Origin of the sequence: Methyloceanibacter sp. wino2, assembly GCF_003071365.1 — a bacterium.
In the GTDB taxonomy this organism is placed as follows: Bacteria; Pseudomonadota; Alphaproteobacteria; order Rhizobiales; family Methyloligellaceae; genus Methyloceanibacter.
Genome location: NZ_CP028960.1, coordinates 1,545,501 through 1,569,931, shown reverse-complemented (window position 1 = coordinate 1,569,931; position 24,431 = coordinate 1,545,501). Strand labels below are relative to the sequence as shown.

Genomic DNA, 24,431 nt, shown 5'->3' with positions numbered 1-24,431 from the left:
AGAATAGCCATGTTGCACGTCTTCCTTCTGCTCGGCGCTGCGTCCGCAGCAGCGCATGGCCCGACGCCACAGAAGGTCGAAGAGAGCATCGCGATTGCGGCTCCGCCCGCGAAGGTGTGGGAGCTGGTCAAAAACTTCGACGGCCTCGTGTCGTGGAATCCGCTCGTCGAGACGAGCTCGGGAACGGGCGGCAACGAGGCGGGTGCGGAACGAACGGTCGTTCTCCGTGAGGGTGGCCAGCTCAAAGACAGTCTCGATGAATATGTCGAGGAGGAGATGTCGTACTCCTACCGCCTCGATACGCCCGACATCGAAGCGTTCCCCGTGAGCTTCTACTCCGCCACGCTGGCCGTAAAGCCGGGCGCAGACGGCGGCAGCGAAGTGACATGGGACGCGCGTCTGTATCGCGCCGACACCGGCAATTTCCCTTCGGAGGAACAGAACGATGCGTCGGCGATCGCCGCCGTCACCAAGTTCTACAAGGCGGGACTCGACGAGCTGAAGAAGAAGGCGGAGGAATAGAGGTGGCCGGGGCGCGGCAACGCATCGCCGCCGCAGCCGGAATTTTTGCGGCGCTCTTCGCCGCCCTGTGTGTGGCGAACGGCGCTGCAGCCGCGCCGCGCCTCTATGTCACCAATCAAGAGGCGGGCCGCGTGGTGGTGATCGACACGGCGACCGACGAGACGGTCGAAACGATCTCGGTCGCACCGGGGCCGGCCATCATCGCCGCCGCGCCGAACGGGCGCACACTCTATGTCACCTATCCCGAGATCGGCCGGATCGACGTCCTGGATCCCAACGCACTGGACGCACCCCGCACCATCAGCATCGCCGGTACGCCGTTCGGGATAGCCGCCTCCGACGACGGGCGCCTCTTCGTCAGTGACTGGAACAGGAACATCGTGTCGGTCGTCGACGATGCGACGGGCAAGGTGTTCGCGGAGATAAAGGTCGGCCGCGCGCCCGCGCACGTGGCATTCGCCCCGCAGCTCAAGCGTGTCTTTGTGGCGAACAGAGAGGACGATTCCGTCACCGCGATCGATACGGACACATTGAAGGTCGCGGGCACGGTCAAGGTCGGTAAGGCGCCGTTCGCGCTGACAGTCTCGCCCACAGGCGAGCGCCTTTACGTGGCCAACGTCCGAAGCGGCGACGTGTCGGTCTTGGATGCTGCTTCCCTGAAGACGCTGGGGACCGTGCGGACCGGCGCCATGCCGTATGGCGTTGCGGTCTCGCCGGACGGTGCGCTTGTGTTCGTGGCGAACCAGCAGTCGGGCACCGTGAAGGTTCTGGATGCCGCCTCGCTCGATCCCGTTCAGCGCACCAAGGTCGGAAAGTATCCCGAGAGCATGGGCATGCTCCCCGATGGCGGGCGCCTGTATGTAGTCAATTGGATGTCGGGCGACATCTCGGTGCTCGACGGCAAGTCTGGAAAAGAGCTGAAGCGCATCGCCGTGGGCGAAGGAATTCGCGGTCTCGCCATCGCGGCGTCCGAGTAGAGGGCGCTCGCGATGCCGCGCCCGACACGCTTCCTCGACATCGCGCTTTGGCTGGCCATCCTGATTGCGGTCACTCTTCCGGGGGCTTCGGCCCGCGCTCTTCCCAATGGCATCGAGGATCGCGATGAGCGCTATCCCTTCGTCGTGGAGATCGCCCAGCGCGGCCGTATGATCTGCTCGGGCACGGTGCTCTATCCCCGCGTCGTCGTAACCTCGGCGCACTGCGTGCAGCATGTGGCGAAGGCATGGGGCAAGCGCATCTATGTCGACTCCTATTTGCAGCCGGACGAGCTGTTCGTGCACGTGTTCAAGCAGGGGCGCATGCGATCGTACGCCGTGGAAGCCGTCAACGTCGCTCCAGAGTGGCGCGAGAACGACACGAGCCAATGGAGAACCGCCCGCCTTCCCCATGACATGGCAATCCTTGTGACGGCGGCGCCGATCGATGTCGAACTGCCGCTCGGCAAGGCGGACGCGATGGGGTCTTCGTTGCCACGTCCCGCGACGACGGGGCCCGGACGCCGGGGCCTCCTTGTGGCGTATGGAGGGCTGACTTGCGCAACGGCCGAGGACTGCAGCAATGCGGGGATACGCCGCTATCGGCCGGTGAAGATCAAAGACGCAGCCGAGTGCTTCAAGAGCCGGCTCGACCGAGAGGCAGGCTTGCATGAGACGCTATGGTGTCTGGATGAGAATGTCCTACCCGGCGATAGCGGCGGCGCCCTCCTGATCGAGGATGACGACGAAGTGTTGCGCTATGTCGGTGTCATCTCGGCTCAGCGCGGCCTGCCGCCGGAACTGGCCGCCGTCTTTGGCCGCCGCGAGAGCGCCGCCACGGCACTTTCCGCAAATCGTGCGTTCATCGAAGAGGTAACGCGTTCGCTTGGCTACGGACCGGCTAGTTCGGATCCATGATCGGCGCGAGCTTGTCCTTCATCGCAACGATCATCTCGTAGTTCTCGTCGGACGGCTCGAGGCGCTTGAGGCTGGACGCGATCCGCCGATACATCTCGATGATCTCGGTCTTTTGCTCCGGGGTGAGATTGGGATTGCGCTCGGCATGCTCGACGTTCAAACGGAGAGCCGTGTCGGTCGCGCCGGGTTTCTTGCCCTGTGCCAGGAAAATGTATCCCCTGACCACGGTTCCCGCCGTGTCGGACCACTCCTCCAGATTTTTGAAGCCGTGCTTCTGGGCAATCGCTTCGAGGGCGGCACGCTTGTCGTCCGGCAGGGCGTCCAGGTCCGAGTTGCCGCTGCCCGGTACGGGCGGCTTCTCCGGCAGCTGCGTCTTGGAGAACTTCGCCCCCGTCTTCCGTATCTCCGGAAATGACGCGATCAGCCGGGTCACGTTGTCCTCGGTGAGCTCCACCTGACGCACGGAGGCGGTCATCGCTTCGAGGTCAGCTGGGTCGAAGCCTCCCTCCGCAAGCCCTTGCGCATCCGCGGTGTTGATGAAGGCAAGCGCGAGGAACGTGGCGAGGCTCAGACACAGAGCGCGAAGAGCCGGAATAGGAGTGGACATGGGAATACTCTCTTTTCGGGGGGCACAAGAGTCTTCCCTTAGACGATTGCAGGCCCTGGTAGCGATGCCATCTCCCGCAAATCTCCCGATGGAGAAATGCCCAGGACATAAGGGCCCATACCTCGGAAGTGCCCAGTGAAAATGGCCGAAATATCAAGCAAGACTGGACGAAACAGGGCCAGACTAGTGCCAATAGGAGAGTGGCAAACTTTCCTACCAACCCCCAGGATGTTCTTGACCGGGCGCCGGGTGATGTTGACAATTTTGCCTCAACGCAAATTTGCAGGAACCAGGACAGGCCATCCATGCAGGCAAAAACTCTCTTAGTTGCGTTGGCGGGCATCTTCGCGGCCGTTCCCGTGGTCGCGGGCGAGGCCGGCTCTCCTTCAAAAGTCAACGCCATGCTGTGCGAGACCGAGGCGCAGGCCATTTCTCTTGCGTCGGAGTTGTCGGCGGGCAAGACCGAGCCCATCGCGGTCAACGAGGTCAACAAAGCTGCAGGCTCTGAAGTCTGCGGACGCTTCATCGGCTACGCCGTCGTGGAAGTCGAAAAGACCAAGAACCAGTCCGGCGCCTTGTTCATGCTCGCCGGCCTTCGCTTCGCTGAAGACGGGCGCTTGGGCTGGACGGCATCTTGGATCACGCCCTTCGACGGGCTCAGCGTCGCGCGCGGCATCTGATCGAACCCGTGTGACGCACGGTGTCCGCCGGGAAGGACCGGCGGCCGGAGTGCCGTCTTACGAGCGGCCGGTCTCTCGGCGCACTGCGCTGAGCTTCGACCTCTGATCTCACAGTGTCGGCGGTGCGATGTCGTCCCCGATCCCGATGTTGGCGAATATTGTTCCTCGCCTTGCCAACGCGGTGAGGGTCGCTTCCCGTTTTTCTACAGGCGCTCTGGAATATCAGGCATGACACGCTCTGCTAGCATTTCCCCGTCGAGGCGAATCGAAGCGGGGCGAACTGAGATCCGGTGCCGAATGATGAAATCCAGAACGATCAGCAGACTGACTCCGACGATGTCATTCTGCTTGTCGACGATCATCCGGTCGTCTTCGCCGGTATTCGCCTGCTGATCGAAGAGACCGGCGGCACCGTCATTCGCAACGCGCAAAGCTTCGCCGAAGCCTTCAGGTTCTGCCGCTCCAGGCGCCCCGCTATCGTCATTGTGGACTTGGCCATGGGCGCCGGCGCGCTTGCGGGGCTGTCCTTCATCAGGCGGCTCCGCCGCTACGACGAGAGCGTGCCGATCCTCGTGCTCAGCATGTATGACGATCCGCGCATTGCACACGAGGCCCTGAAAGTGGGCGCGAATGGCTATGTTGTGAAGGATGCATCGAACGACGAGATTGCGATGGCGCTGACGACGGTGCGTCAGGGTCTTCCCTATGTGAGTCGGATCCTGGCGTCCGATCTCGCGTTCCTCAGAAATCGCGAACCCAAGACGTTGGCCCTCGAGGCCCTATCGTCCCGGGAACGCTTCATCCTTTCTCTACTAGCGGATGGGAAGTCCTACACACAGATCGCCGACAATCTCGCCCTCAGCTACAAGTCCGTTGCTCACATCTGCAATCGCCTGAAACCGAAGCTGGGCGTGCAATCGCTGCAGGAATTGGTTCACTTCGCGGTTCAGAACTTTCCGGCGCCCCCGAACGTCGCGCGCCCGCTTGCCAAAGGTTCCAAAAAAACGGGCTAGATCTTCCCCGTGCACCGGGAAGGCCCTGGGGAACATGTGTTGCACAATGTCGGGACAAATTCCCCAAAACCCAGACATGCGTTTCGCAGTCGGCGCGCAATCTTCTCTGAGAGGTCTGGAACACCAAGCAGCGTGACACTCTGTAGCATCCCAGTCGTCGGGAGCCCCTATGGCCCTCGGTTTGTCAGAGTGTTGACTTCGTTTCGAACCCGCGTCTGGGCACTTCTTCCCAACTCGACTTTCCCTCGGAACTTCGCACTCACGGACAAGCTAGCCAGCGAGTGCTTCGCCGACGTCACGCCCCAAGGGGCAAGTTTGGCGCGCAGGAACAAATCCTACGAGCCGTCCGGATAATTCGGGAGGAGCAACCGAAATGAAGTTTGAGAAACTAGGCCTAGGTATTGGCCTGACAGCCGCGCTTCTGCTCGCGCCGGTGTCGGTGATGGCGGACCAGTCCGCATCGGCCGAGATCGACGAACGAGCCAAGGATCCCAATTTGTGGCCCGCGCCGGGCCGTGACAACCAGCTGACCCGTCACAGCCCGCTGAAAGACATCAACACGGAGAATGTCGGCAAGCTTGGGATGATTTGGGCGCAGTCGATGAACTCGCTGCGTGGCCAGGAAGGCCAGCCCGTCGTCGTCAAGTTGGAAGACGGCACGCCCATGATGTATTTCGTGAGCGGTTGCCCGTCGATGCCGCTCTGCAACGTTGTGCAGGCGCTTGACCTGACGGATCCGGATAATCCGAAGCAGACCTGGAACTACGTGAAGAAGACCGATCGTGACGAATCGGCCATTCCGCGCGCCTGCTGCGACACGGTCAACCGTGGTCTGAACTACGCGAAGGGCAAGGTCGTGTTCCACACGCTGGACGGCTTCGTCATTGCGCTCGACGGCAAGACCGGCAAGGAGGTCTGGACCGTCAAGCACGCCTATCCTGAGAAGGGCGAGACGCATACCGGTCCGACGATGATTGCCGAGAACCTGGTTCTCGCCGGCTTCGGCGGTGACGAATTTGCCGCGCGCGGCCGCATCACGGCCTACAACATCGAAGACGGCAGCGAAGTTTGGAGCTGTCATTCGACGGGGTCGGACAAGGACGTCTGCCTGACGCCCGAGACCAACAAGGCCAACCCCCATTATGGGTCGTACGGCAAGGATCTCGGCGTCGTCACCTATCCGAACGACGAGTGGAAGATCGGCGGCGGCGCCCCCTGGGCGTGGTTCAGCTACGATCCTGAGCTGAAAATGATCTATTACTCCACGGGTAACCCCGGTCACTGGAGCCCCGGCCTTCGCTGCGGTCTCGAAGGTGAGGATCATACGCACGAGAAGTGCAACGAATTCGATCCCGACCTGACCTCCGGCAAGTTCGACAACAAGTGGTCGATGACGATCTTCGCCCGCAAGGTTGAGAACGGTGACGCTGTGTTCGCCTACCAGATGACCCCGTTCGACCAGTGGGACTATGACGGCGTCAACGAGAACATCCTCGTGGACATGGAAGTCGACGGAAAGCAGCGTAAGACGCTGGTGCACTTTGATCGCAACGGCTTCGCCTACGTCCTCGATCGTGTCGACGGCACGCTTCTTCGTGCCAACAAGTTCGTCACCGTGGACTGGGCGGAGAAGGTCGATCTCAAGACCGGCCGTCCGATCAAGGTGAAGGAGCATTCGCCCTTCAACATCGGTGTGAACACGTCGGCCTGTCCGTCTGCCATGGGCGGTAAGGATCAGCAGCCCTGCGCAATCGATCCCAAGGAAGGAAACATTGCGTACTGCCCGACCAACAACTGGTGCATGGAAGACGAGCCTCAGGAGCGCACGCACACGCAGCAGGGCACGGTCTACGTGTTCGCGAACGTGTACATGTATCCTGAAAAGCCCGGCGTAACCGGCAAGTTCAAGAAGTTCGACGTGCTGACCGGCAAGACGCTCTGGGAGATCCCGGATCCGTATCCGAACTGGGGTGGCGCTGCCGTGACCGACGGCGGTCTCGTCTTCTACGGTTCGCTCGGCGGTGACTTCCGTGCGGTCGACCGGAAGTCCGGTAAGGTCCTGTGGAGCCGCAAGCTGGGCTCCGGCATCATCGGCAATCCGATCACCTACAAGCTTGACGGAAAGCAGTACGTGTCGGTGCATTCGGGTATCGGCGGCTGGATCGGCCTGCCGGTCACCGCGGGTCTGGACATGAACGACAAGTTCGGTGCGATCGGCGCGACGGCCATGGCCAAGGCCACCGGCCTGACCAACATCCCGCAGGGTGGAACGGTCACGACCTTCAGACTCCTCGACTAGCTACGGCTTGTCAGTGGCGTCAGACGGGGCAACTCGTCTGGCGCCACCTCTTTCTCTGAGAACCTTTGATCCAAACTGGGGTTGTTGCGTTGACCCACCGATTCTCCTGCACCGCGGTTTGCGCGGCGTTTCTGTTTATTACAGGCGGCGCAGCCGCGACTGCTCAGGCCGAAGAAACGGCGCTGCCGGAAGTAACGGCGCAGTCCGAAGAAACAGCCGAGTTTCTCAGTCAGGGCTTTGCCAACAAGACCTATGACGAACTGACCTCCGCCGAACTCACCGCAGCCAAGGCGGTGGCGCGCAAGATGAAGATCGAGTCGCTGCGTGTGTGTGCGGATCCGGGCAATATGCCTCTGTCGAACGACAAGGGCGAAGGCTTCGACAACAAGATCATCGAGATTGTCGCGAAGGAACTCGGCGCCAAGATCATCCATTTCTGGCGTCCGCAGATCGACCGCGGCCTGACTCGGCAGACTTTCGATAACTTCGAGTGTGATGTGCTGCTGGGAATGCCCGCCGGTTACGACCAGGTGCTGACCACCACTCCGATCTATCGAACGCCTTACGTATTCGTCTCCCGCGAGGAAGACGACATCGACATCGAAGGATTCGATGATCCGCGGCTGAAAGAGCTTCGCCTCGGTGTTTATCAGCACTCTGGCCTCCGCTTGGTGCTCGCCAAGCATGGGATTACCGATGAGTTGGACGTCCATGTCCTTAGCCACGACGCGGACTTGCAGCCGGAGAAGCAGCCCTGGCGGCAGGTCCAGCAGGTTGTCGATGGAGAGATCGACATAGCCGGTGTGTTCGGGCCCTTTGCGGGCTTCCTCAAGACCTTGCGCGGCGAGGAGATCAACATTCAGCCCGTCAATCTGATGGACGACGAGGTGCCGCTCGAGTTTAACCTCGCGCTCGGTGTCCAGCCGACCAACATTGTCCTGAAATACATGCTGGATGACGCGCTTGAACGCGGCCGCGACGAGATCAAGGACGTCCTGAACGCGTATGGCGTGCCGCTCGTGCAATGCAGCAACTGCGTCGTGTCGGGGGACCTCCCCTCCCATGGCACCTACTTCACGGACCGGCAGGAGAAGGCGCGAAAGCTCTACCTGACGCCCTTGTCGGCGAATCGCGAAGGCTTGCAGAAAGATAAGGCGTCCCCTGATCAGGTCGTAACCGAAACGCGGCTCGACGAATGGCTCGACGACGGCGCCGATCTCAACGAGGAACTCAGCAACGCGGTTGTCGGTACCGACCGCGAGCGGGTCGCCTTCCTGCTCGAGCGTGGTGCCGATATCGATTCGCTCAACCTCATGGGCCTTGCCCCGCTCCACACCGCTGCCCGCGAGCGTGACTCCGACATGATCGCGTTTCTGCTCGACAAGGGCGCGGACCCGAATCTTGCGGATCGCGACGGTTGGACGCCGCTGCTCCACGCGGCATTTCGCAACCACGTGCCGTCCATCGAGGCGCTGGCGAAAGGCGGTGCCGATTTGGATAAAGCCGCTCCCAGCGGAGTGACACCGCTGGCAATCGCGATCATGGAAGCCAAGTTCTTCGCGGCCAACGCCCTCATGGATGCGGGCGCGAAGCTTGACGAGCCGGTGGGCGCGGAGCGGCTGACGCCCCTCATGATGGTTGCCACGCAGCCCCTCAAGTCGGGACGTGCCGCCCGCTTCAATCAGGGCGCCAGTTCCGTCGATGTCGCCCGCCGGCTGATCGAGGGCGGTGCGGATGTCGATGCGCGGAGCACGAAAGGCGTGACGCCGCTGATGATCGCGGCCACGCACAACAACCCGCCGCTGATCGGCCTGTTGCTTCAGGCGGGCGCGGATCCCGACGTGAAGACGCCGGGCGGTCAAACGGCGCTGGATATCGCCAAGGCCAATCAGAGCGAGGCTGCGATTCTCCAGCTCGAACTCCCGGCCAAGATCCGTGCGCCGGCAACCAATAAGTCCGAGCGTGGCGTCGAAGAAACGCCGAAGAAGTCGTCCGCGGCGCTTATGGAGGTGAAATGAGATTTGGAACGGCAACCTTATGCATCGCCGTCGCCGCGATCTCTGTCGCACTGCTCACCCCCGCTTATCCTACGGAGCAGCCCGGCAATAACGTCTCTAAACCGTCCGAAGAGTCTCGAGCGGCGCGGAAGCCACCGGCACCGCAGCCGGAAACGGTCGTGGACATCGTCTATCTCGGCAAGCAGTACGAGGAACCGATTCCCCTGTCGCTGATGGAGCCGGTCCTGACCGACAAGGGCGTCCAAGGCGCCCGCCTCGGCATCCTCGACAACAACGCGACGGCGCGCTTTCTCGGCGTCGAGACGGTGCTGACGGAGCACATCGTGCCCGAAGACGGCGATGTCACCGCAGAAGCCAAGAAACTACTTGCCGACGGACCGCGACTGATCGTGGCCGACTTGGAGCCGGACGACCTCCTCGCCGTGGCCGATCTTCCCGAGGCGCAAGACTCGCTCATCCTGAACATGCGCTCCGCCGACGACCGGCTGCGCCAGGAGAACTGCCGCGCCAATGTCGTTCACATCGTGCCCAATTGGGCCATGCGTGCGGACGCTCTCGCCCAATACCTCGTTTGGAAGAAGTGGCCGCGATGGCTGATCGTCAAAGGGACGAGCTCGCAAGACGACGACTATGCCGAGGCCGTAAAACGCGCGGCGCAGCGATTCGGCGGCAAGGTGGTTGACGAACGCACCTATGAATTCGAGGCCGGTTCGCGGCGCGTCGAGTCCGGGCATCAGCAGATTCAAAGCCAGATCCCGATGGTCACGCAGAACGCGCCCGATCACGATGTGGTCTTCGTCATCGATACGGGCGAGGCTTTCGGACTGTACTTCATGTACCGCACCTCGGATCCCGACCCGGTTGTCGGCACGCATGGCCTCACGGCCTCGATCTGGCACCGCGCCTTCGAACAATGGGGCGGCATGTCCCTGCAGAGCGCTTTCCAGGAACTGGCCGGCCGCAACATGACCGAGCGAGACTATGCGGGCTGGCTGGCCGTCCGCACGTTCGGAGAAGCAGCCGCGCGTTCCAAAAAGCGCGACGTCGGATCCCTGCGCGACTATGTCTACTCGGACAAGTTCCGCGTGGCCGGCTTTAAGGGTCAGAAGTTGACCGTGCGGCCTTGGGACCATCAACTGCGTCAACCGATTCTGATCATGGGCCCGCAGGCACTCGTATCCCTTTCGCCGCAGGAGGGGTTCCTGCACCAGCATTTCCCGACCGACACGCTCGGCTTCGATGAGCCGGAAACGGCCTGCCGTTTCCCTGAAAACACCGCCCCCGAAACAACCGTCCAGAGATAGTGGGAATGAAACGCCGCAATGCCGTCATGCTGGCCGTGGCGCCGATCGCGATGCTTGCGATCACGCCGGCCTACGCCGACAAGATTTTCGTCTCGAACGAGCGGGACAACACCGTCACCGTGGTCGACTCGGACTCCTTGGAGATCATCAAGACGATCGCCACGGGCCGCCGCCCGCGCGGGATCGTCACGGGGCCGGACAAGACCGAGGTGTTCGTGTGCGTCGGTGACGACGATGCCGTCGAGGTCATCGATGCGGAGTCGCTCGAGATTGTCCGTACTTTGGATTCGGGGCCAGATCCCGAACTGATGGACGTGTCGAAGGACGGCAAGACCATCTACATCGCCAACGAGGACGACTCGATGGTGACGATCATGAAACCCGACTCAGGGGAACTCATCGTCGAGGTTCCCGTCGGCGTCGAACCGGAGGGCATGCGGGTCAGCCCCGACGGCACCGTGACGGTGGCAACGTCCGAAAGCTCGAGCATGGCGCATTTCATCGACACGGCAACCAACGAGCTCGTGGCCAACGTCCTTGTCGATACGCGCCCGCGCCACGCCGAGTGGCAGCCGGACGGCAAGAACGTCTGGGTCACCTCCGAAGTGGGCGGGACCGTTGCGGTCATCGACGGCGACACCTACGAGACGCTCAAGGTGATCGGTTTCGAGATTCCTGGTGTGTCGCCGGAACAGATACAGCCCGTCGGCATGCGGTTCTCCAAGGACGGGAGAAAGGCTTTCGTCGCTTTGGGGCCCGCCAACCGGGTCGCGGTGGTGAACGCCGAGACGTTCGAAGTGGAGGACTACATCCTCGTCGGGCAGCGCCCCTGGCACGTGGAGATCGCTCCCGATGGCTCGAAGCTCTATGTCGCCAATGGGCTCACAAACGACATGACCGTCGTCGATCTGGAGACGCTGAAGCCGCTCAAGTCGGTCCCGGTCGGGCGTCTGCCTTGGGGCATTGCGATCACGCCTTAGGCTGGCGCTCGGCACATCGGCGCCAAGGCGAACCGGGCGGCCCTCAAGGCTTCCGGCGAGGCTTTGTCAAGCCACTGATTGTGCGAGGGATTTGGTGGAGCCGGACGGGATCGAACCGACGACCTCAGCAGTGCGATTGCTGCGCTCTCCCAACTGAGCTACGGCCCCATGCGAGCCCCGCATTTAGGGAGCCGCTCCCCCCTCTGTCAAGCAACGCCCGCATTGAGGCGCCGAATTCTGTACGGTGGTCAGTTGGTCGGGGAAGTGCCACGAAACGGCGCAGAGGGCGCACATAAACGGGCTTTTCGTCAGGGGGCTTGCCCTTTGGCGCGCCCGTCAGCTACATGGGGTCCGAGGCCGCGCGAGGAGGGGCCGTTACATGGTGCCTTTGATCGGATTCATTGCTCTTGTCATCGACCTCTTCATCTGGGTTGTCATCGCCAGCGCCATTCTGAGCTGGCTGATCGCCTTCAATGTCGTGAACACGAACAACCGCTTCGTCTATTCGATCGCGGACATGCTCTACCGCATCACCGAGCCCGCGCTTGCGCCGATACGCAGCTTCATGCCCAATCTCGGCGGTATCGACATCTCGCCGGTGATCCTCATCCTCATTCTGTTGTTCATCCGCGACGTGGTGCTGCTGGGCTGGCTGCTGCCGGCCTTCGTGTAGCAGTCCCATGGGCGACAGCGCCCAGGGGCCTCGCGCGCTGCAACTGAAAATCCGTCAGACGGAAACCGGCGTGGCCATCGCCGTGCGGCTTACGCCCAAGTCGGCGCGGGATGCGGTGGAAGGCGTCGAGGAGTTCGGGGGCGATCCCATACTGAAAGCGCGCGTGCGCGCCGTGCCTGAGAACGGCAAAGCCAATATGGCGCTCGAAGCGCTGATCGCTAAATGGCTCGGCGTGCCACGGTCGACAGTTTCGGTCATCCAGGGCACCAAGGCGCGCATCAAGATCGTGGCGATCGATGGCAGCGCCATTGGCCTTTCGGCCTTGGTCGCCACAAGGCTCACCGAATTCAGCAATCCTCCGTCCTAGGCGGTCGCGGCAATCTCCGCGGCGATGGCTTCTGCCGCCGCGCGTGGGTCTTCCGCGCGCGTGATGGGCCGCCCGATCACGAGGTAATGCGCCCCGGCGGCGATCGCGTCGCTAGGGGTCACGATCCGCGCCTGATCATTTGCATCTGCACCCGCCGGTCTGATACCGGGCGTGACGATGAGAAAGTCCCGCAGGCGCTCATGCAGCGCCGCTGCTTCCTTGCCCGACGCCACGATCCCGTCGAATCCCGCATCCTGCGCGAGCCGCGCCCGCTCTTGCACGAGGGCCAGGGGAGGCATCTCGATGCCTTGCTCCGAGAGATCCGCCCGATCGAGATTGGTGAGCACCGTTACGCCAAGCAGTTTCATCGCGCTGTCCCCGCGACCGCGCACGGCCGCGTTCAGGGTCTTGCGGTCGGTGGCGTGGACGGTGAGGAACTGCGCGCCGGTCTTGGCGATCGCCGCCGTGGCGCGCTCCACGGTCGCTTCGATATCGAGCAGCTTGGCATCGAGAAACACCTTGCGGCCTTGGCCGACCAGTTCCTCCGCAAAGCCGAGCCCGCCGCGATAGATCAGCTCGAGGCCGATCTTGAAGACGCCCACGCTGTCCCCGAGTGCGTCGACAAGCCTGCGCGCCTCATCGAGATCGGCGACATCCAGCGCAAGAACGATCCGGTCCTTGGGCGCCAAGTTCTCCGTTGTCATGTTTCCCCCCAAACGATTTCGCGCCTAGGCCCCGAACTTGCGCGCCGCCACAGCCAAGGCCTCCACCACATCGGCAAACATCTTCTGCCGTGTCTCGTCGACCAGACTACCATCCTCGGCGAAGGCCTTCATCGCGCCGGGCAAGGCCATTTGTTGCGGGATCACGGTGGCGCCGAGCCCGACCGTGAGGACTTGGCGCAGCTGCAGCAGCGCGCGCATGGCGCCGTAATAACCGGGTGACGTGCCCGAGACCGCGAACACGCGGGTCTGGAACACGTTCGGCTCCGTGCGCACGCGGCTAACCCAATCCAGTGTATTCTTGAGGAGCGCCGGAATGCCGGAATTGTACTCGGGCGTGACGATCATGACGCCGTCATACTCGCCGAGAAGCGCCTTGAAGGCTTGGGCCCGTTCCGGCACGCCCTCGGCGTCTTCCAGATCGCCGTGATAGATCGGCATGTGGTAGTCGCAAAGATCGGCGAAGACGGCCTCGATGCCGTTGGCTTCGGCGATCATCTGCCCCAGACGGGCCAGCTTCTTGTTGTGCGATCCCTCTCGAGCGCTCCCTGCGAAAAACAACAACCGCATAAGCGTCTCCGTTGTAGTCGAGCCTTCCCGTTGATCTTTGCAGGCTGAGGCTTGTTCGTCGAGGCTTAGAGCGCCTTCGCCGTGGCCTTGTGGCGAAGCGCGCCGGTGCCGCCCTCCTGTCGTCCGCGCGGGAATGCATGTAGGGACGGTTCGGCGGGAGCGGAAGAGGCGATCGTGGAATTAATCGACCTAATCGCGTGACGGCGGATGCGCTACTCGCCGATGCCGTCGAAGAATTCTTTCACGCGCGCGAAGAAGCCCGATGATTCGGGGCTCGTCTCCGCGTTCGACTCCTCGTCGAATTGACGCAAGAGGTCGCGCTGCTTGCGTGTGAGGTTCTTCGGCGTCTCAACCTCGACCTGAATATAGAGGTCGCCCTGCTGCTTGGACCGCAGAACGGGCATGCCCTTGCCTTTGAGGCGAAACTGTTTGCCGCTCTCGCTGCCCTCGGGAATCTTCACGCGGCTGCGTCCGCCGTCGATCGTCGGGACTTCGATCTGGCCGCCTAGCGCAGCCGTCGTCATGGAGATCGGCGCGCGGCAGAACAGGTCCGCACCGTCGCGCTGGAAAAACTCATGGGGCTTGATCGCCAGGAAAATATAGAGGTCGCCCGGGGGGCCGCCGCGCAAGCCCGCTTCACCCTCGCCCGCGAGCCGGATCCGCGTGCCATCCTCCACGCCCTCGGGGATCGTCACGGACAGTGTCCGCTCCCGCATCACGCGTCCGGTCCCTTGGCAGCTCGTGCAGGGGTCTTCGATGACCTCGCCGCGGCCGTCGCATGTGGGGCATGATCGTTCGATGGTGAAGAAGCCTTGGCTCGCTCGGACTTTGCCCGCCCCGCCACAGGTCCGGCAGGTGACCGGCGACGTGCCGGGCTTGGCGCCCGAGCCGGAACACTCTTCGCAGGTGACACCGGTGGGGACGCGAATTTGCGCCGTGCGGCCCTCATAGGCCTCGGCCAGTGAAATCTGCATGTTGTAGCGGAGATCGGCGCCACGCTCGCGGCCGCCGCGTTGCCGTGGCCGGCGCGCGCCCATGAATTCGCCGAACAGATCGTCGAACATGGCTGACATGGACTCCGAAAAGTCCGAACCAAAGCCGTGTCCGCCCGCGCCGCCGCCGAAACCGCCAAAGCCGGACCGCCCGTCGAAGGCCGCATGGCCGAACCGGTCATAAGCCGCGCGGCGCTGCGGGTCCTTCAGGACCTCATAGGCTTCGTTGACAACCTTGAAACGCTCTTCGGCGGTCTCGTCGCCGCCATGCCGGTCCGGATGACATTCCTTCGCAAGCCGCCGGAACGCGGTCTTGATCTCACCGTCATTGGCCCCGCGGGCAACGCCGAGGACTTCGTAGTAGCACTGCTTCGCCATCAACCCTCCGGACCCTCATACCGCGTTCGTTTCCGAACGGGCCGCTCGCGGGTCTCTTATTGGGCAGCCGGCGGAGCCCCGAGTGGGCCGGGGCTCCGCTGCCGTGTTGGACCTTGTCGTTACGCGGATTTCTTGTCGTCGTCGTCTTTGACTTCCTCAAAGTCGACATCGACCACGTTCTCGTCTCCGCCGCCGCTTCCGGCCGCGTCGGCTGAGGGCCCTTCAGCGGCACCCTCCGCCTCGTTCGACTGATACATGGCTTCGCCAAGCTTCATCGAGGCCTGGGCCAGCGCCTCAAGCTTCTGCTTGATGGCTTCCACGTCCTCGCCTTCGGCGGCGGTCTTCACCTCGGCCGCGGCAGCCTCGACCGCTGCCTTGTCCTCGGCCGAAACCTTGTCGCCGAAATCGGCGAGCATCTTTTCGGTCGAATGGGTCAGCGCTTCCGCCTGGTTGCGGACCTCGACGAGTTCGCGGCGCTTCTTGTCTTCCTCGGCATGGCTTTCGGCGTCCTTGACCATGCGGTCGATGTCCGCATCGGACAGGCCGCCAGAGGCCTGGATGCGGATCGACTGCTCCTTGCCGGTCGCCTTGTCTGCCGCCGAGACATTCACGATGCCATTGGCATCGATATCGAACGTGACCTCGATCTGCGGCACGCCGCGGGGTGCGGGCGGAATGCCGACAAGGTCGAACTGGCCAAGCATCTTGTTGTCCGCGGCCATCTCGCGCTCGCCCTGGAAGACCCGGATCGTCACCGCGTTCTGATTGTCTTCGGCGGTGGAGAAGACCTGGCTCTTCTTGGTCGGGATCGTGGTGTTCCGGTCGATGAGACGGGTGAACACGCCGCCCAGTGTCTCGATACCGAGCGACAGCGGCGTCACGTCGAGCAGCAGCACGTCTTTGACGTCGCCCTGCAGCACGCCCGCCTGGATCGCGGCGCCGATGGCCACGACTTCGTCCGGGTTCACGCCCTTGTGCGGATCCTTGCCGAAGAAGGTCTTCACCGTCTCGGCGACCTTCGGCATGCGGGTCATGCCGCCGACGAGGATGACCTCGTTGATGTCGCCTGCCTTCAGGCCGGCATCCTTCAGCGCCGCCTCGCACGGGGCGATGGTGCGCTTGATCAGGTCTTCCACGAGGCTCTCGAGCTTCGCGCGGGTCAGCTTCATGGTCAGATGCTTCGGACCCGACTGATCGGCCGTGATGAAGGGCAGGTTGATTTCGGTCTGCTGCGTCGACGACAGCTCGATCTTGGCCTTCTCGGCCGCCTCTTTCAGGCGCTGCAGAGCGAGTTTGTCGCCGCGCAGGTCGATGCCGTTCTCCTTCTTGAACTCGTCGGCCAGGTAATCGACCAGGCGCATGTCGAAGTCCTCGCCGCCGAGGAACGTGTCGCCGTTGGTCGACTTCACCTCGAACACACCGTCGCCGATCTCAAGAATGGAGACGTCGAACGTGCCGCCGCCAAGGTCGTAGACGGCAATGGTCTGGCCGTCCTTCTTGTCGAGACCGTAGGCGAGCGCGGCGGCCGTCGGCTCGTTGATGATGCGGAGCACCTCAAGGCCGGCGATCTTGCCGGCGTCTTTCGTCGCCTGGCGCTGAGCGTCGTTGAAATAGGCGGGAACCGTGATAACGGCCTGTTCGACCTTCTGCCCGAGATGGGCTTCGGCCGTCTCCTTCATCTTCTGAAGGATGTAGGCGGAGATTTGGGAGGGCGAGTACTTCTTGCCATGGGATTCGACCCATGCATCGCCGTTGTCCGCCTTGATGATCTCGTATGGGACGAGCTTTTGATCCTTGGCAACCGTCGGGTCGTCGAAGCGGCGACCGATCAGGCGTTTGATCGCAAACATCGTATTTTCGGGATTGGTAACGGCCTGGCGCTTCGCCGGCAGTCCGACCAGCACCTCGTCGTCGTCGGCAAACGCCACCATGGACGGTGTCGTGCGCACGCCCTCGGCATTTTCGATGACCTTCGGGCTTGTTCCATCCATGACCGCGACACAAGAATTCGTCGTGCCGAGGTCGATACCAATAACTTTCGCCATTTCCGAGCCTCTCTTTCTGGCAAACCGTCCGGGCCCTAGCGCGGCACCCGGCATTCACTGATGCGCCTGGCCTTCCTCAAGGCGGCGCGATCCGGTTCCCAATTGTTTCGCAGCGCCCCCATGCGCAAAATCACACGGGGTTCCGCGGTTATATAGGTGCCAACCCTAGGGCCCGCAAGGAGAACACAGGTCGCATCTGGAGGTATTCCAGGTATCGCCGCCGGTGCTCTTGCGCGATCCTCCTTTGTCACCCCGGAGACCTCGCGATGGGGCCTGTCCTGAGCATTTCCGCCCGGTAGACTAGAGCTTCAGGGCGAGTGGCGTGGAAGGGACGCGGAAGGGCAAACGGCGCGTGCAGTATTTTCCGAAAGAATTAACCGTGGCCGAACAGACCGCGCTGCTGGGCGATATTCGCAAGATTATCCGGCAAGCACCGCTGTTCGTCCCCACCATGCCGCGGTCGGGCAAGCCCATGTCGGTCCGCATGACCAACGCGGGTGTGCTCGGCTGGGTCACGGACAAGGCGCGCGGCTATCGCTATCAGGCCACCCATCCCGAGACTGGGGCCGCTTGGCCCGCGATTCCCCAAAGCCTCCTCGCGCTGTGGGAGAAGCTTGCCGGCTATCCCCATCAGCCGGAAGCTTGCCTGATCAACTACTATGGCTGCACGGCCAAGATGGGGCTGCATCAGGACCGGGACGAGGACGAGTTTGAAGCGCCCGTGCTGTCGGTCTCGCTGGGCGATACGGCAATTTTCCGTGTCGGCGGCACCACCCGGAAAGGCCCGACGCGCAAGCTCGAACTGACGTCGGGGGACGCGGTCGTTCTGGGGGGTGCAGACCGGCTGGCCTATCACGGTATCGACTGCGTGCTGCCCGGGACGAGCGATCTCCTGGACGAGGGCGGGCGGTTCAACCTCACGCTCCGCCGCGTCACAAAGCCCGCTTAGGCGCGCTGCCTGCTAGCTCTTGCCTTTGGTGTCGTCGTTGGCGGCAGGGCCGGTACCGAAGCCGTTGCCCTCAGGCGCACCGCCTTTCGGCGCCGGGGCCGGTTTCGGTCCGCCTTTGGACACGGCGACAAGCGCGGGCCGCAAGACCCGATCGCCGATGGTGAAGCCAGCCTGCATAACCTGCACCACCGTGCCGTCCGGCACGTCCGTGGTCGGGACTTCGTACATGGCCTGCTCCTGATTCGGGTCGAAGCGCTGCCCCAGCGGCTCCAGCCGCGTGACGCCATGCTTCTCCATCATCTTGAGCAGCTCGCGCTCGGTCAGCTCCACGCCTTCGAGAAGGCTCTTGAGCGCCGGGTCCTTTTCCGCCGCCTCCGCCGGCACATGTTCGAGCACGCGGCGTAGATTGTCGCCGATGGTGAGAACATCGCGCGCGAAATTCGAGATGGCGTAGCGTGAGGTATCTTCCTTCTCGCGCTCGGTGCGGCGGCGCAGGTTCTCCATGTCGGCCATGGTGCGCAAGACCTTGTCGCGCATGTCCGCGTTTTCCGTCAGCAGCGCCTCGAGATCGCCCGCGACGTCGGTGCCGGCGTCCTTGGTGGCGGACGCCTCCGGTGCGCCTTGCGGCGCCTGCGGCTTGTCATTGGGGCGGGTATCGGAAGGTTCGTCCGGCATCAAAACTCTCAAGCGTTTGGATTGACAGGAAGAGCCCCGGATATCGACCGGGCGGCGACAAAAATCAAGGGAGAAGGCGGGGATCGCCGTGGCGGAGGCCTTACGGGACGAGCCGCCCGAGGAGCCGCGCGGTGTAATCCACCATCGGAATGATGCGGGCGTAGTTGAGGCGCGTCGGGCCGATGACGCCCAGCACGCCGACGATCTTCTGTTCTGAGTCCTCAAACGGGGACACGATCAGAGCCGAGCCGGAGAGAGAGAAAAGATTGTTCTCCGAACCGATGAAAATCCGGACGCCCTGGGCCCGTTCGGCAAGACCGAGCAGTTGGATCAGCCCTTTTTTGGCATCGAGATCCTCGAACAGCAGCCGGACCCGCTCGAGGTCCTCCATTGCCTTGATGTCCTCGAGAAGATGCGCCCGGCCGCACACGATCAAGCTCTGGCGATTGTCGGCCTCCCCAGACCAGGTCGCGAGTCCGTCCGTGACCACCCGCGCCGTCAGTTCGTCGAGCTGAGCGCGCCGTTCCTCGATCTCCGTCTCGACGCGCTTGCGCGCCTCTTCCAGCGTCATGCCGGCGATACGCGCGTTCATGTAGTTCGTCGCTTCGTTCAGGGACGACGGCGGCAATCCTTGAGGTAGCGTCACGATGCGGTTTTCGACGTCCCCGTCTTCGCTCACGAGCACCGCCAGCGCCTGACCTTGACCGAGATTGACGAATTCAACCTGCCGCAGCGTCTTGCTTTGCTTCTCGGCCAAGACCACACCGGCGCAGCGAGACAGGCCCGACAGCATTTCGCCGGCCTCGGCGAGATAATCCTTCACGCCCCGGTGGCGGCCGCTCGCACCGATGCGGGCTTCGATTTCCTTGCGCTCCGCCTCCGTGACGTCGCCGATCTCCAGCAGGCCGTCCACGAAGAGCCGCAAGCCGGTTTGCGTCGGCAGCCGGCCCGCGCTCGTGTGCGGGGCGTAGATCAGCCCCAGCCCCTCGAGGTCGGACATGACATTGCGTACGGAGGCCGGAGACAGGGTCATCGGCAGGGCACGGCTCAAATTGCGCGAGCCGACCGGTTCGCCCGTCTCCAGATAGGTCTCGACGATGCGCCGGAAGATTTCGCGCGAGCGTTCGTTGAGCTGGCGCAATCCGGCTGCTGCGTCCGCCGCCGCCATGGCGCTTTTGACGTCCGTATGACCCATGCGGGAAATTTAGGTAGCGCTCCGCACGGCGTCAAACGACATCGGCGGCGGGCGTCAGCGCCCCGACTAGTTCAGCGGCCCGAAATCATGCGCGACCGGCGCCGCGAGTTCGTCCGGTGCGCCGAAATGGGCGAAATAGCGCGAATTGATGTGCTCCACCGGCAGGATGATCAGGACATCCGTGGTCCCGAACTGCCGGTCGATCACCGCGCCGTCACCGATATAGGCCCCGAGCCTCAGATACCCTTTGATCAGCGGCGGCATCGCCTTCAGCGCCGCGCGCATGTTCAGCGCTTCCTGCGGCATCATGTTCATGTCGACACGCAGATGGTCGTGGGCCGAGACGCGCCATTCCTCGGGCGGGCTGGCGGTGTGGTGCAGGAAGCTGAGCGCCATCGCATGCTGAGCGGGATCGACGCCCGGGAAGCTGGCGCAGCCGACCATGACGTCGACGCCGTGCTGGCGCACGTAGGACCAGATGCCGTGCCACAGAAGCTCCACGGTCCGGCGGTTGCGGTACGGCTTCAGCACGCAGGAGCGGCCAAGCTCCATGAAGCTGTTCCCGGATTTGGACTGGATGAGCGGTTCGATGTCGTATTCGCCCTGGGTGTAGAACCCGTCGTGTTCGTCGGCGATATCCTGGCGCAGAACGCGATAGGTGCCGACCACCTTGGGCCGCCTCCACCCCTTTCGGTTGGGATCGCCGTGGTCCAGCACCAGGAGATGGTCGAAAATCGGATCGAACGCATCCTCGTCGCGGCGCGACAGCATGGCCAGCGCGTTGGGCGTGGCCGCCATCTCCTCGTAGAACACTTTGTAGCGGAGCCGCTGCGCTCGGCGGATTTCGCTCTTCTTTCGGGCGAGCCGGACTTCGAGCGAGCCCATCCGCCCGTAGACTTGCGGCGGCTGAAACCGCCCGCGAAGACCGGACGATAATCCGCCTTTGCCCAAAGCGCCGCCCCTGCCCATGAAGGGCAGTCCGCCGGGGACGCCTCGGAAATTCAAGCCGGGGAATTTGGCTCCCACCAGAAACTTCTCTGCAAAGCGTCCCGGAGTCGTTTTCGTCGGCATGGTGCTGCCCACCTGACATTTTCGGGGATCGTACCGCGAGGCTTAAGCCAAGCTCTCGACGGATCGCAGGGCCTTCCGGCCACCCCCGATTCGGCCACATCAGAAGCGGGTTAGCAAACCAATTCGAACCCTATGTGACAGGCGGTGGATATCCGCGTGTGGCTGAAGTGGAGTCCAGTGCCTAGGCAGCCCCGGCCCCGGCCGTGTAGCGGTTTCGCTGCCAGCGCTGGACCAGCTCTTCCAAGTCCCGTTTTTCGAAGGGTTTGGCGAGATAGTCGTCCAGGCCGGCCGCGAGATAGGATTCACGGTCCTCCGCATAGGCATTGGCGGTCAGGGCAACGATCGGCGGACGCCCGGTCCCCGGTTCCGCGCTGCCGGGATAAAGGGCGCGGATTCGGGCCGCAGCCTCGATCCCGCCGACGTCCGGCATGTGGATATCCATCAGGATCAGGTCGAAGCCGGATCCAGTGCCGAGCGCGTCCTTGGCTTTCGCGATGGCTTCGGCGCCGTTGCGCGCGCGGGTCACGGCGGCTCCGGCCTTCATAAGGACGGTGCGCGCCAACAAGGCGTTGATGTCATTGTCTTCGGCGAGCAGAACCGACAGCCCCGTTGCTGCAGGGTCGCGGGCGGGGCCGGCGCCGCCGAGACGGTGGACGGAGTTCTGGGCCGTTTCCAGCGGGGCGAACAGGCGCGTCAGTGCCGAGACGGGCCGCACCGGACGCACCAGAAAGGCGGTATGGCCCTGACCTGCGACCGCTGCGTAGGCATCGCGTTCGCCCGGGTCGATGACGACCACCACGCGGGGTCCCGGCTGGCCTTGAGCGCCGCCGAGCAGCGGAACGAGGGACCGCGCGCCGTACTCGGCGTTCGCCATATCGGTCAGTAAGCCGCTGAAGGGAGCGCCTTCGCCCGCGGCATCTTGGGCCACACGGGCGGCTTCGGCGCGGGAGACGCACGTCACAGGCGCACCGGCGCTGGCGATGAGCTCCCGCAAGATCGTCGCCTCGGTCTGGCCTTCCAGCAGGACGAGCACACGTTCGCCCGCCATGGGCTTTGGCCACGCGGCGCCGAGGCGCGGGGTGTCGATAGGGGCCTCGAGCGGGAGGTCGACGCTGAACGTCGTTCCCGCGCCCGGCCGGCTTGCAACCCGGATGTCACCGCCCATCGCCTGCACGAGCCGCTTCGAAATCGTGAGGCCAAGTCCCGTCCCGCCATGGCGGCGCGTCGGACCCTGATCGGCTTGTTCGAACTCGGCGAAGATGCGCTCGAGCGCATCGGCGCGCACGCCGGGGCCCGTGTCCGTCACGTCGAAGCGGAGGACTGGTCGGCCGGCGTCCGACGAAGCGGCGGCCTGGCTGACGGACAGGCTTACGCCGCCGTGCTCGGTGAATTTGATGGCATTGCCGAGGAGATTGATCAGCACCTGGCGGACGCGGATCTCATCCCCCACCACGCGTTGCGGCAGGTCGGGCGCAACGAGCCAGCCGATCTCCAATCCCTTTTCGCGGGCGCGGGGAGCGAGCAGTTCGACGACGCCTTGAATGGCCTCGGACAGGTCGAACGGCGCGGGGCGCAGCTCCATCTTACCCGCCTCGATCTTGGAGAAGTCGAGAACCTCGTCGATGAGGCTTAGAAGCGTTGTCGCCGACGCCGAAATGGCGTGCGCATAGGTCAGCTGCTCCGGCGAAAGCTTGGTGTCGAGAAGCAGCCCCGTCATGCCGAGGATGCCGTTCATCGGTGTACGGATTTCATGGCTCATCGAAGCGAGGAACTGCGACTTGGCCTGGTTCGCCGTCATGGCTTCGTCGCGCGCGCGCGCCAGAGCCAATTCGGCGGCCCGCTGCTCCGTCACGTCGCGGGCGACGCTCTGAACCTCGCCGGCCGTTCCGTCTTCACTCGGCAAGACGAAGTCTTCCCACACGAACCAGCGCGGGCCGGATGTGGTGTTCAGCTCGATCACGCGGGTGCTCCGGCCTGCGCCTGTCTCTTCGCTTCTCGAACCGGATTCGCTGTCGAGAATCGGCAGCGTCAGCGGCGCACCGAGAACGTCGTCTCGCGCGACGCCGAAGGTTCTGCAAAACGCATCGTTGACGAAGGACAGATTGTTTTGCCAATCGCGGCGCGCGATGACCTCGTCCTGGTGATCCAGCAGGTCGCGATAGCGCCTCTCGCGTTCGCGGATTTCCCACTGCAGATCCTTGATCGATTCGATGTCGGTATTGAGCCGCTCGGCCAGGGCCGCGAGCCGGGTGTGGTCGGCCGTGGGCTGGATGCGCATGGCGACGACAAAGAGCGCGAAGCCCAGCAGCAGCGGCGCAAGCGCGAGCGTTCCGGTCCCGCCCAGGCCGAGCAGGCACAGCCCGATCAGCGCCAGCGCGAGGGCCGCGATGGTCAGGGGTGCGCGCACCCCGCCGGCGCCGTCAGCGCCGGAGCTCTGCCAGTTCGTGTACTGCACTGTTTTGACGCCTGTTTATGCGCCGGGCTTTTTGCCCGGCTTTTCATTGGCGCTGAGCTTGGCAGAGAAAGTTTGAGAAACTCTTGAGAGGATCGTGCGGAATTGCGGCTTCAGGCCGCCACTTTCGTCCGGCGCAGGGCCTCGCCGCGATAGCTGAGCGCCTCGGCGATGTGGATGCGGGAGACGGTCTCCGCCCCGTCCAGGTCCGCAAGCGTGCGTGCCACGCGCAAGGTCCGATGATAGCCGCGGGCGCTCAAAGAGAGTGTTCGCGCCGCATCGCGCAAGAGTCCCAATCCTTGCGCATCGGGCGTGGCCACCTTCTCCAGAACCTGTCCGTCGGCCTCCGCGTTGGTCCGCACCTGCGGCAGGCCAAGGCTCCGGTAGCGCGCCGTTTGGATGGACCGTGCCGCAGCCACGCGCTCCCGCACCTCGGCGCTGCCTTCGGAGGCGCGCGGCAGCACCAGATCGGCGGCAGAGACGGCCGGCACCTCGATCTGCAAGTCAATCCGGTCGAGCAGCGGCCCGGAGATGCGCGCCTGGTAGCGCGCCGCGCAGGATTGCCCCTGGCGGCAGACATGGCCCGGCTCGCCCGCGTGGCCGCAACGGCAGGGGTTCATGGCGGCGACGAGTTGCACCCGGGAGGGATAGGCGATGCGGTGGTTCGCCCGCGCGATGATCGTCTCACCGCTCTCGAGCGGCTGCCGCAGCGCGTCGAGGACCTGGGGGTTGAACTCGGGCAATTCGTCGAGAAACAGGACGCCGAGATGGGCCAGCGCCACTTCGCCGGGGCGGGGCCGGGTGCCCCCGCCGACCAGCGCGGCCATGCTGGCGGAATGGTGAGGCGCGCGGAAGGGCCGGTTGCGCCCGATCCGCCCTCCCGCAAGATCGCCGGCAAGGCTGCGGATCATGCTGACTTCCAGCATTTCGGCGGGTTCGAGAGGCGGCAGGATCGAGGGCAGGCGTTTGGCGAGCATGGATTTGCCCGATCCCGGCGGTCCCACCATCAGAATGTTATTGCTTGAAT

21 protein-coding genes, 1 tRNA gene and 1 pseudogene are annotated in these 24,431 nt (G+C 63.7%); 12 read left to right on the top strand and 11 right to left on the bottom strand.

The genetic code is table 11. The annotated features are described in order from the left end of the window. Positions 1–9 precede the first annotated feature (9 nt). From DCY11_RS07290 to DCY11_RS07280, 3 genes are read left to right on the top strand one after another with little or no spacing between them, the layout of a single operon-like run. Positions 10–522 (top strand): SRPBCC family protein, encoded by a 513-nt coding sequence (locus tag DCY11_RS07290; protein WP_245409488.1) that lies wholly within the window; start codon positions 10–12, stop codon positions 520–522. Positions 523–524: 2 nt separating this feature from the next. Beyond that, positions 525–1,499, top strand: a complete 975-nt coding sequence (locus DCY11_RS07285) for a cytochrome D1 domain-containing protein (protein WP_159079864.1) — start codon at positions 525–527, stop codon at positions 1,497–1,499. Between the two features lie 12 nt (positions 1,500–1,511). Beyond that, on the top strand, positions 1,512–2,414 hold the full coding sequence (locus tag DCY11_RS07280) for a trypsin-like serine protease (protein WP_108682284.1): 903 nt from the start codon (positions 1,512–1,514) through the stop codon (positions 2,412–2,414). Here the strand turns inward: DCY11_RS07280 and DCY11_RS07275 are convergent. Next, a complete protein-coding gene (locus DCY11_RS07275) occupies positions 2,398–3,021 on the bottom strand; it encodes a hypothetical protein (protein WP_108682282.1) in 624 nt (207 codons plus the stop codon). The two genes, DCY11_RS07280 and DCY11_RS07275, sit on opposite strands and share 17 nt — an antisense overlap. A 305-nt stretch (positions 3,022–3,326) precedes the next feature. Here DCY11_RS07275 and DCY11_RS07270 point away from each other — a divergent pair, with 305 nt between their 5' ends. The 6 genes from DCY11_RS07270 to DCY11_RS07245 all read left to right on the top strand — a co-directional run bounded on the left by DCY11_RS07270 (position 3,327) and on the right by DCY11_RS07245 (position 11,315). Next, positions 3,327–3,701 (top strand): hypothetical protein, encoded by a 375-nt coding sequence (locus DCY11_RS07270; protein ID WP_159079863.1) that lies wholly within the window; start codon positions 3,327–3,329, stop codon positions 3,699–3,701. 290 nt (positions 3,702–3,991) lie between these two features. Further along, entirely contained in the window at positions 3,992–4,714 is a 723-nt protein-coding gene (locus DCY11_RS07265) for a response regulator transcription factor (protein WP_108682278.1), read from the top strand. Between the two features lie 373 nt (positions 4,715–5,087). Further along, on the top strand, positions 5,088–7,013 hold the full coding sequence (locus tag DCY11_RS07260) for a PQQ-dependent dehydrogenase, methanol/ethanol family (protein WP_108682276.1): 1,926 nt from the start codon (positions 5,088–5,090) through the stop codon (positions 7,011–7,013). 89 nt (positions 7,014–7,102) lie between these two features. Then, positions 7,103–9,031, top strand: a complete 1,929-nt coding sequence (locus DCY11_RS07255) for a quinoprotein dehydrogenase-associated putative ABC transporter substrate-binding protein (RefSeq protein WP_108682274.1) — start codon at positions 7,103–7,105, stop codon at positions 9,029–9,031. After that, the gene (locus DCY11_RS07250; protein WP_108682272.1) at positions 9,028–10,335 is read left to right on the top strand and encodes an ABC transporter substrate-binding protein; all 1,308 of its coding nucleotides are present in this window, start codon (positions 9,028–9,030) and stop codon (positions 10,333–10,335) included. Before DCY11_RS07255 ends, DCY11_RS07250 begins: the two co-directional genes overlap by 4 nt. Positions 10,336–10,340: 5 nt before the next feature. After that, entirely contained in the window at positions 10,341–11,315 is a 975-nt protein-coding gene (locus DCY11_RS07245; RefSeq protein WP_108682270.1) for a PQQ-dependent catabolism-associated beta-propeller protein, read from the top strand. Positions 11,316–11,407: 92 nt separating this feature from the next. Here the strand turns inward: DCY11_RS07245 and DCY11_RS07240 are convergent. Then, positions 11,408–11,483 (bottom strand) — tRNA-Ala (locus DCY11_RS07240). 211 nt (positions 11,484–11,694) lie between these two features. On the opposite strand from DCY11_RS07240, the gene DCY11_RS07235 reads away from it, so the two are divergent. Further along, positions 11,695–11,988, top strand: coding sequence for a YggT family protein (locus tag DCY11_RS07235; protein WP_045364043.1), 294 nt, complete (start codon positions 11,695–11,697; stop codon positions 11,986–11,988). Between the two features lie 7 nt (positions 11,989–11,995). After that, positions 11,996–12,355, top strand: a complete 360-nt coding sequence (locus DCY11_RS07230; RefSeq protein ID WP_108682268.1) for a DUF167 family protein — start codon at positions 11,996–11,998, stop codon at positions 12,353–12,355. Here the strand turns inward: DCY11_RS07230 and pyrF are convergent. The 4 genes from pyrF to dnaK all read right to left on the bottom strand — a co-directional run bounded on the left by pyrF (position 12,352) and on the right by dnaK (position 17,062). After that, the gene (pyrF, locus tag DCY11_RS07225) at positions 12,352–13,059 is read right to left on the bottom strand and encodes an orotidine-5'-phosphate decarboxylase (protein ID WP_108682266.1); all 708 of its coding nucleotides are present in this window, start codon (positions 13,057–13,059) and stop codon (positions 12,352–12,354) included. The genes DCY11_RS07230 and pyrF overlap by 4 nt on opposite strands. 24 nt (positions 13,060–13,083) lie before the next feature. Beyond that, complete coding sequence (locus tag DCY11_RS07220; RefSeq protein ID WP_108682264.1) at positions 13,084–13,647, bottom strand: NADPH-dependent FMN reductase; 564 nt, start codon at positions 13,645–13,647, stop codon at positions 13,084–13,086. 212 nt (positions 13,648–13,859) lie between these two features. Continuing rightward, the gene (gene dnaJ / locus DCY11_RS07215) at positions 13,860–15,017 is read right to left on the bottom strand and encodes a molecular chaperone DnaJ (RefSeq protein ID WP_108682262.1); all 1,158 of its coding nucleotides are present in this window, start codon (positions 15,015–15,017) and stop codon (positions 13,860–13,862) included. 119 nt (positions 15,018–15,136) lie between these two features. Continuing rightward, a complete protein-coding gene (gene dnaK, locus DCY11_RS07210) occupies positions 15,137–17,062 on the bottom strand; it encodes a molecular chaperone DnaK (RefSeq protein ID WP_108682260.1) in 1,926 nt (641 codons plus the stop codon). A 379-nt stretch (positions 17,063–17,441) separates the two neighbouring features. On the opposite strand from dnaK, the gene DCY11_RS07205 reads away from it, so the two are divergent. Continuing rightward, on the top strand, positions 17,442–18,011 hold the full coding sequence (locus DCY11_RS07205) for an alpha-ketoglutarate-dependent dioxygenase AlkB (RefSeq protein WP_245409487.1): 570 nt from the start codon (positions 17,442–17,444) through the stop codon (positions 18,009–18,011). Positions 18,012–18,023: 12 nt separating this feature from the next. Here DCY11_RS07205 and grpE read toward each other — a convergent pair whose 3' ends face one another. The 5 genes and pseudogenes from grpE to DCY11_RS07180 all read right to left on the bottom strand — a co-directional run. Continuing rightward, positions 18,024–18,686 (bottom strand): nucleotide exchange factor GrpE, encoded by a 663-nt coding sequence (gene grpE, locus DCY11_RS07200; protein WP_108682255.1) that lies wholly within the window; start codon positions 18,684–18,686, stop codon positions 18,024–18,026. A 100-nt stretch (positions 18,687–18,786) separates the two neighbouring features. Then, complete coding sequence (hrcA, locus tag DCY11_RS07195; protein WP_069443911.1) at positions 18,787–19,881, bottom strand: heat-inducible transcriptional repressor HrcA; 1,095 nt, start codon at positions 19,879–19,881, stop codon at positions 18,787–18,789. Between the two features lie 66 nt (positions 19,882–19,947). After that, complete coding sequence (locus DCY11_RS07190) at positions 19,948–20,850, bottom strand: GNAT family N-acetyltransferase (RefSeq protein WP_371515043.1); 903 nt, start codon at positions 20,848–20,850, stop codon at positions 19,948–19,950. Between the two features lie 283 nt (positions 20,851–21,133). Next, the gene (locus tag DCY11_RS07185) at positions 21,134–23,407 is read right to left on the bottom strand and encodes an ATP-binding protein (protein WP_159079862.1); all 2,274 of its coding nucleotides are present in this window, start codon (positions 23,405–23,407) and stop codon (positions 21,134–21,136) included. Positions 23,408–23,517: 110 nt separating this feature from the next. Continuing rightward, positions 23,518–24,423: pseudogene (locus DCY11_RS07180) on the bottom strand (YifB family Mg chelatase-like AAA ATPase); the annotation flags it as partial. Between the last annotated feature and the right edge of the window lie 8 nt (positions 24,424–24,431).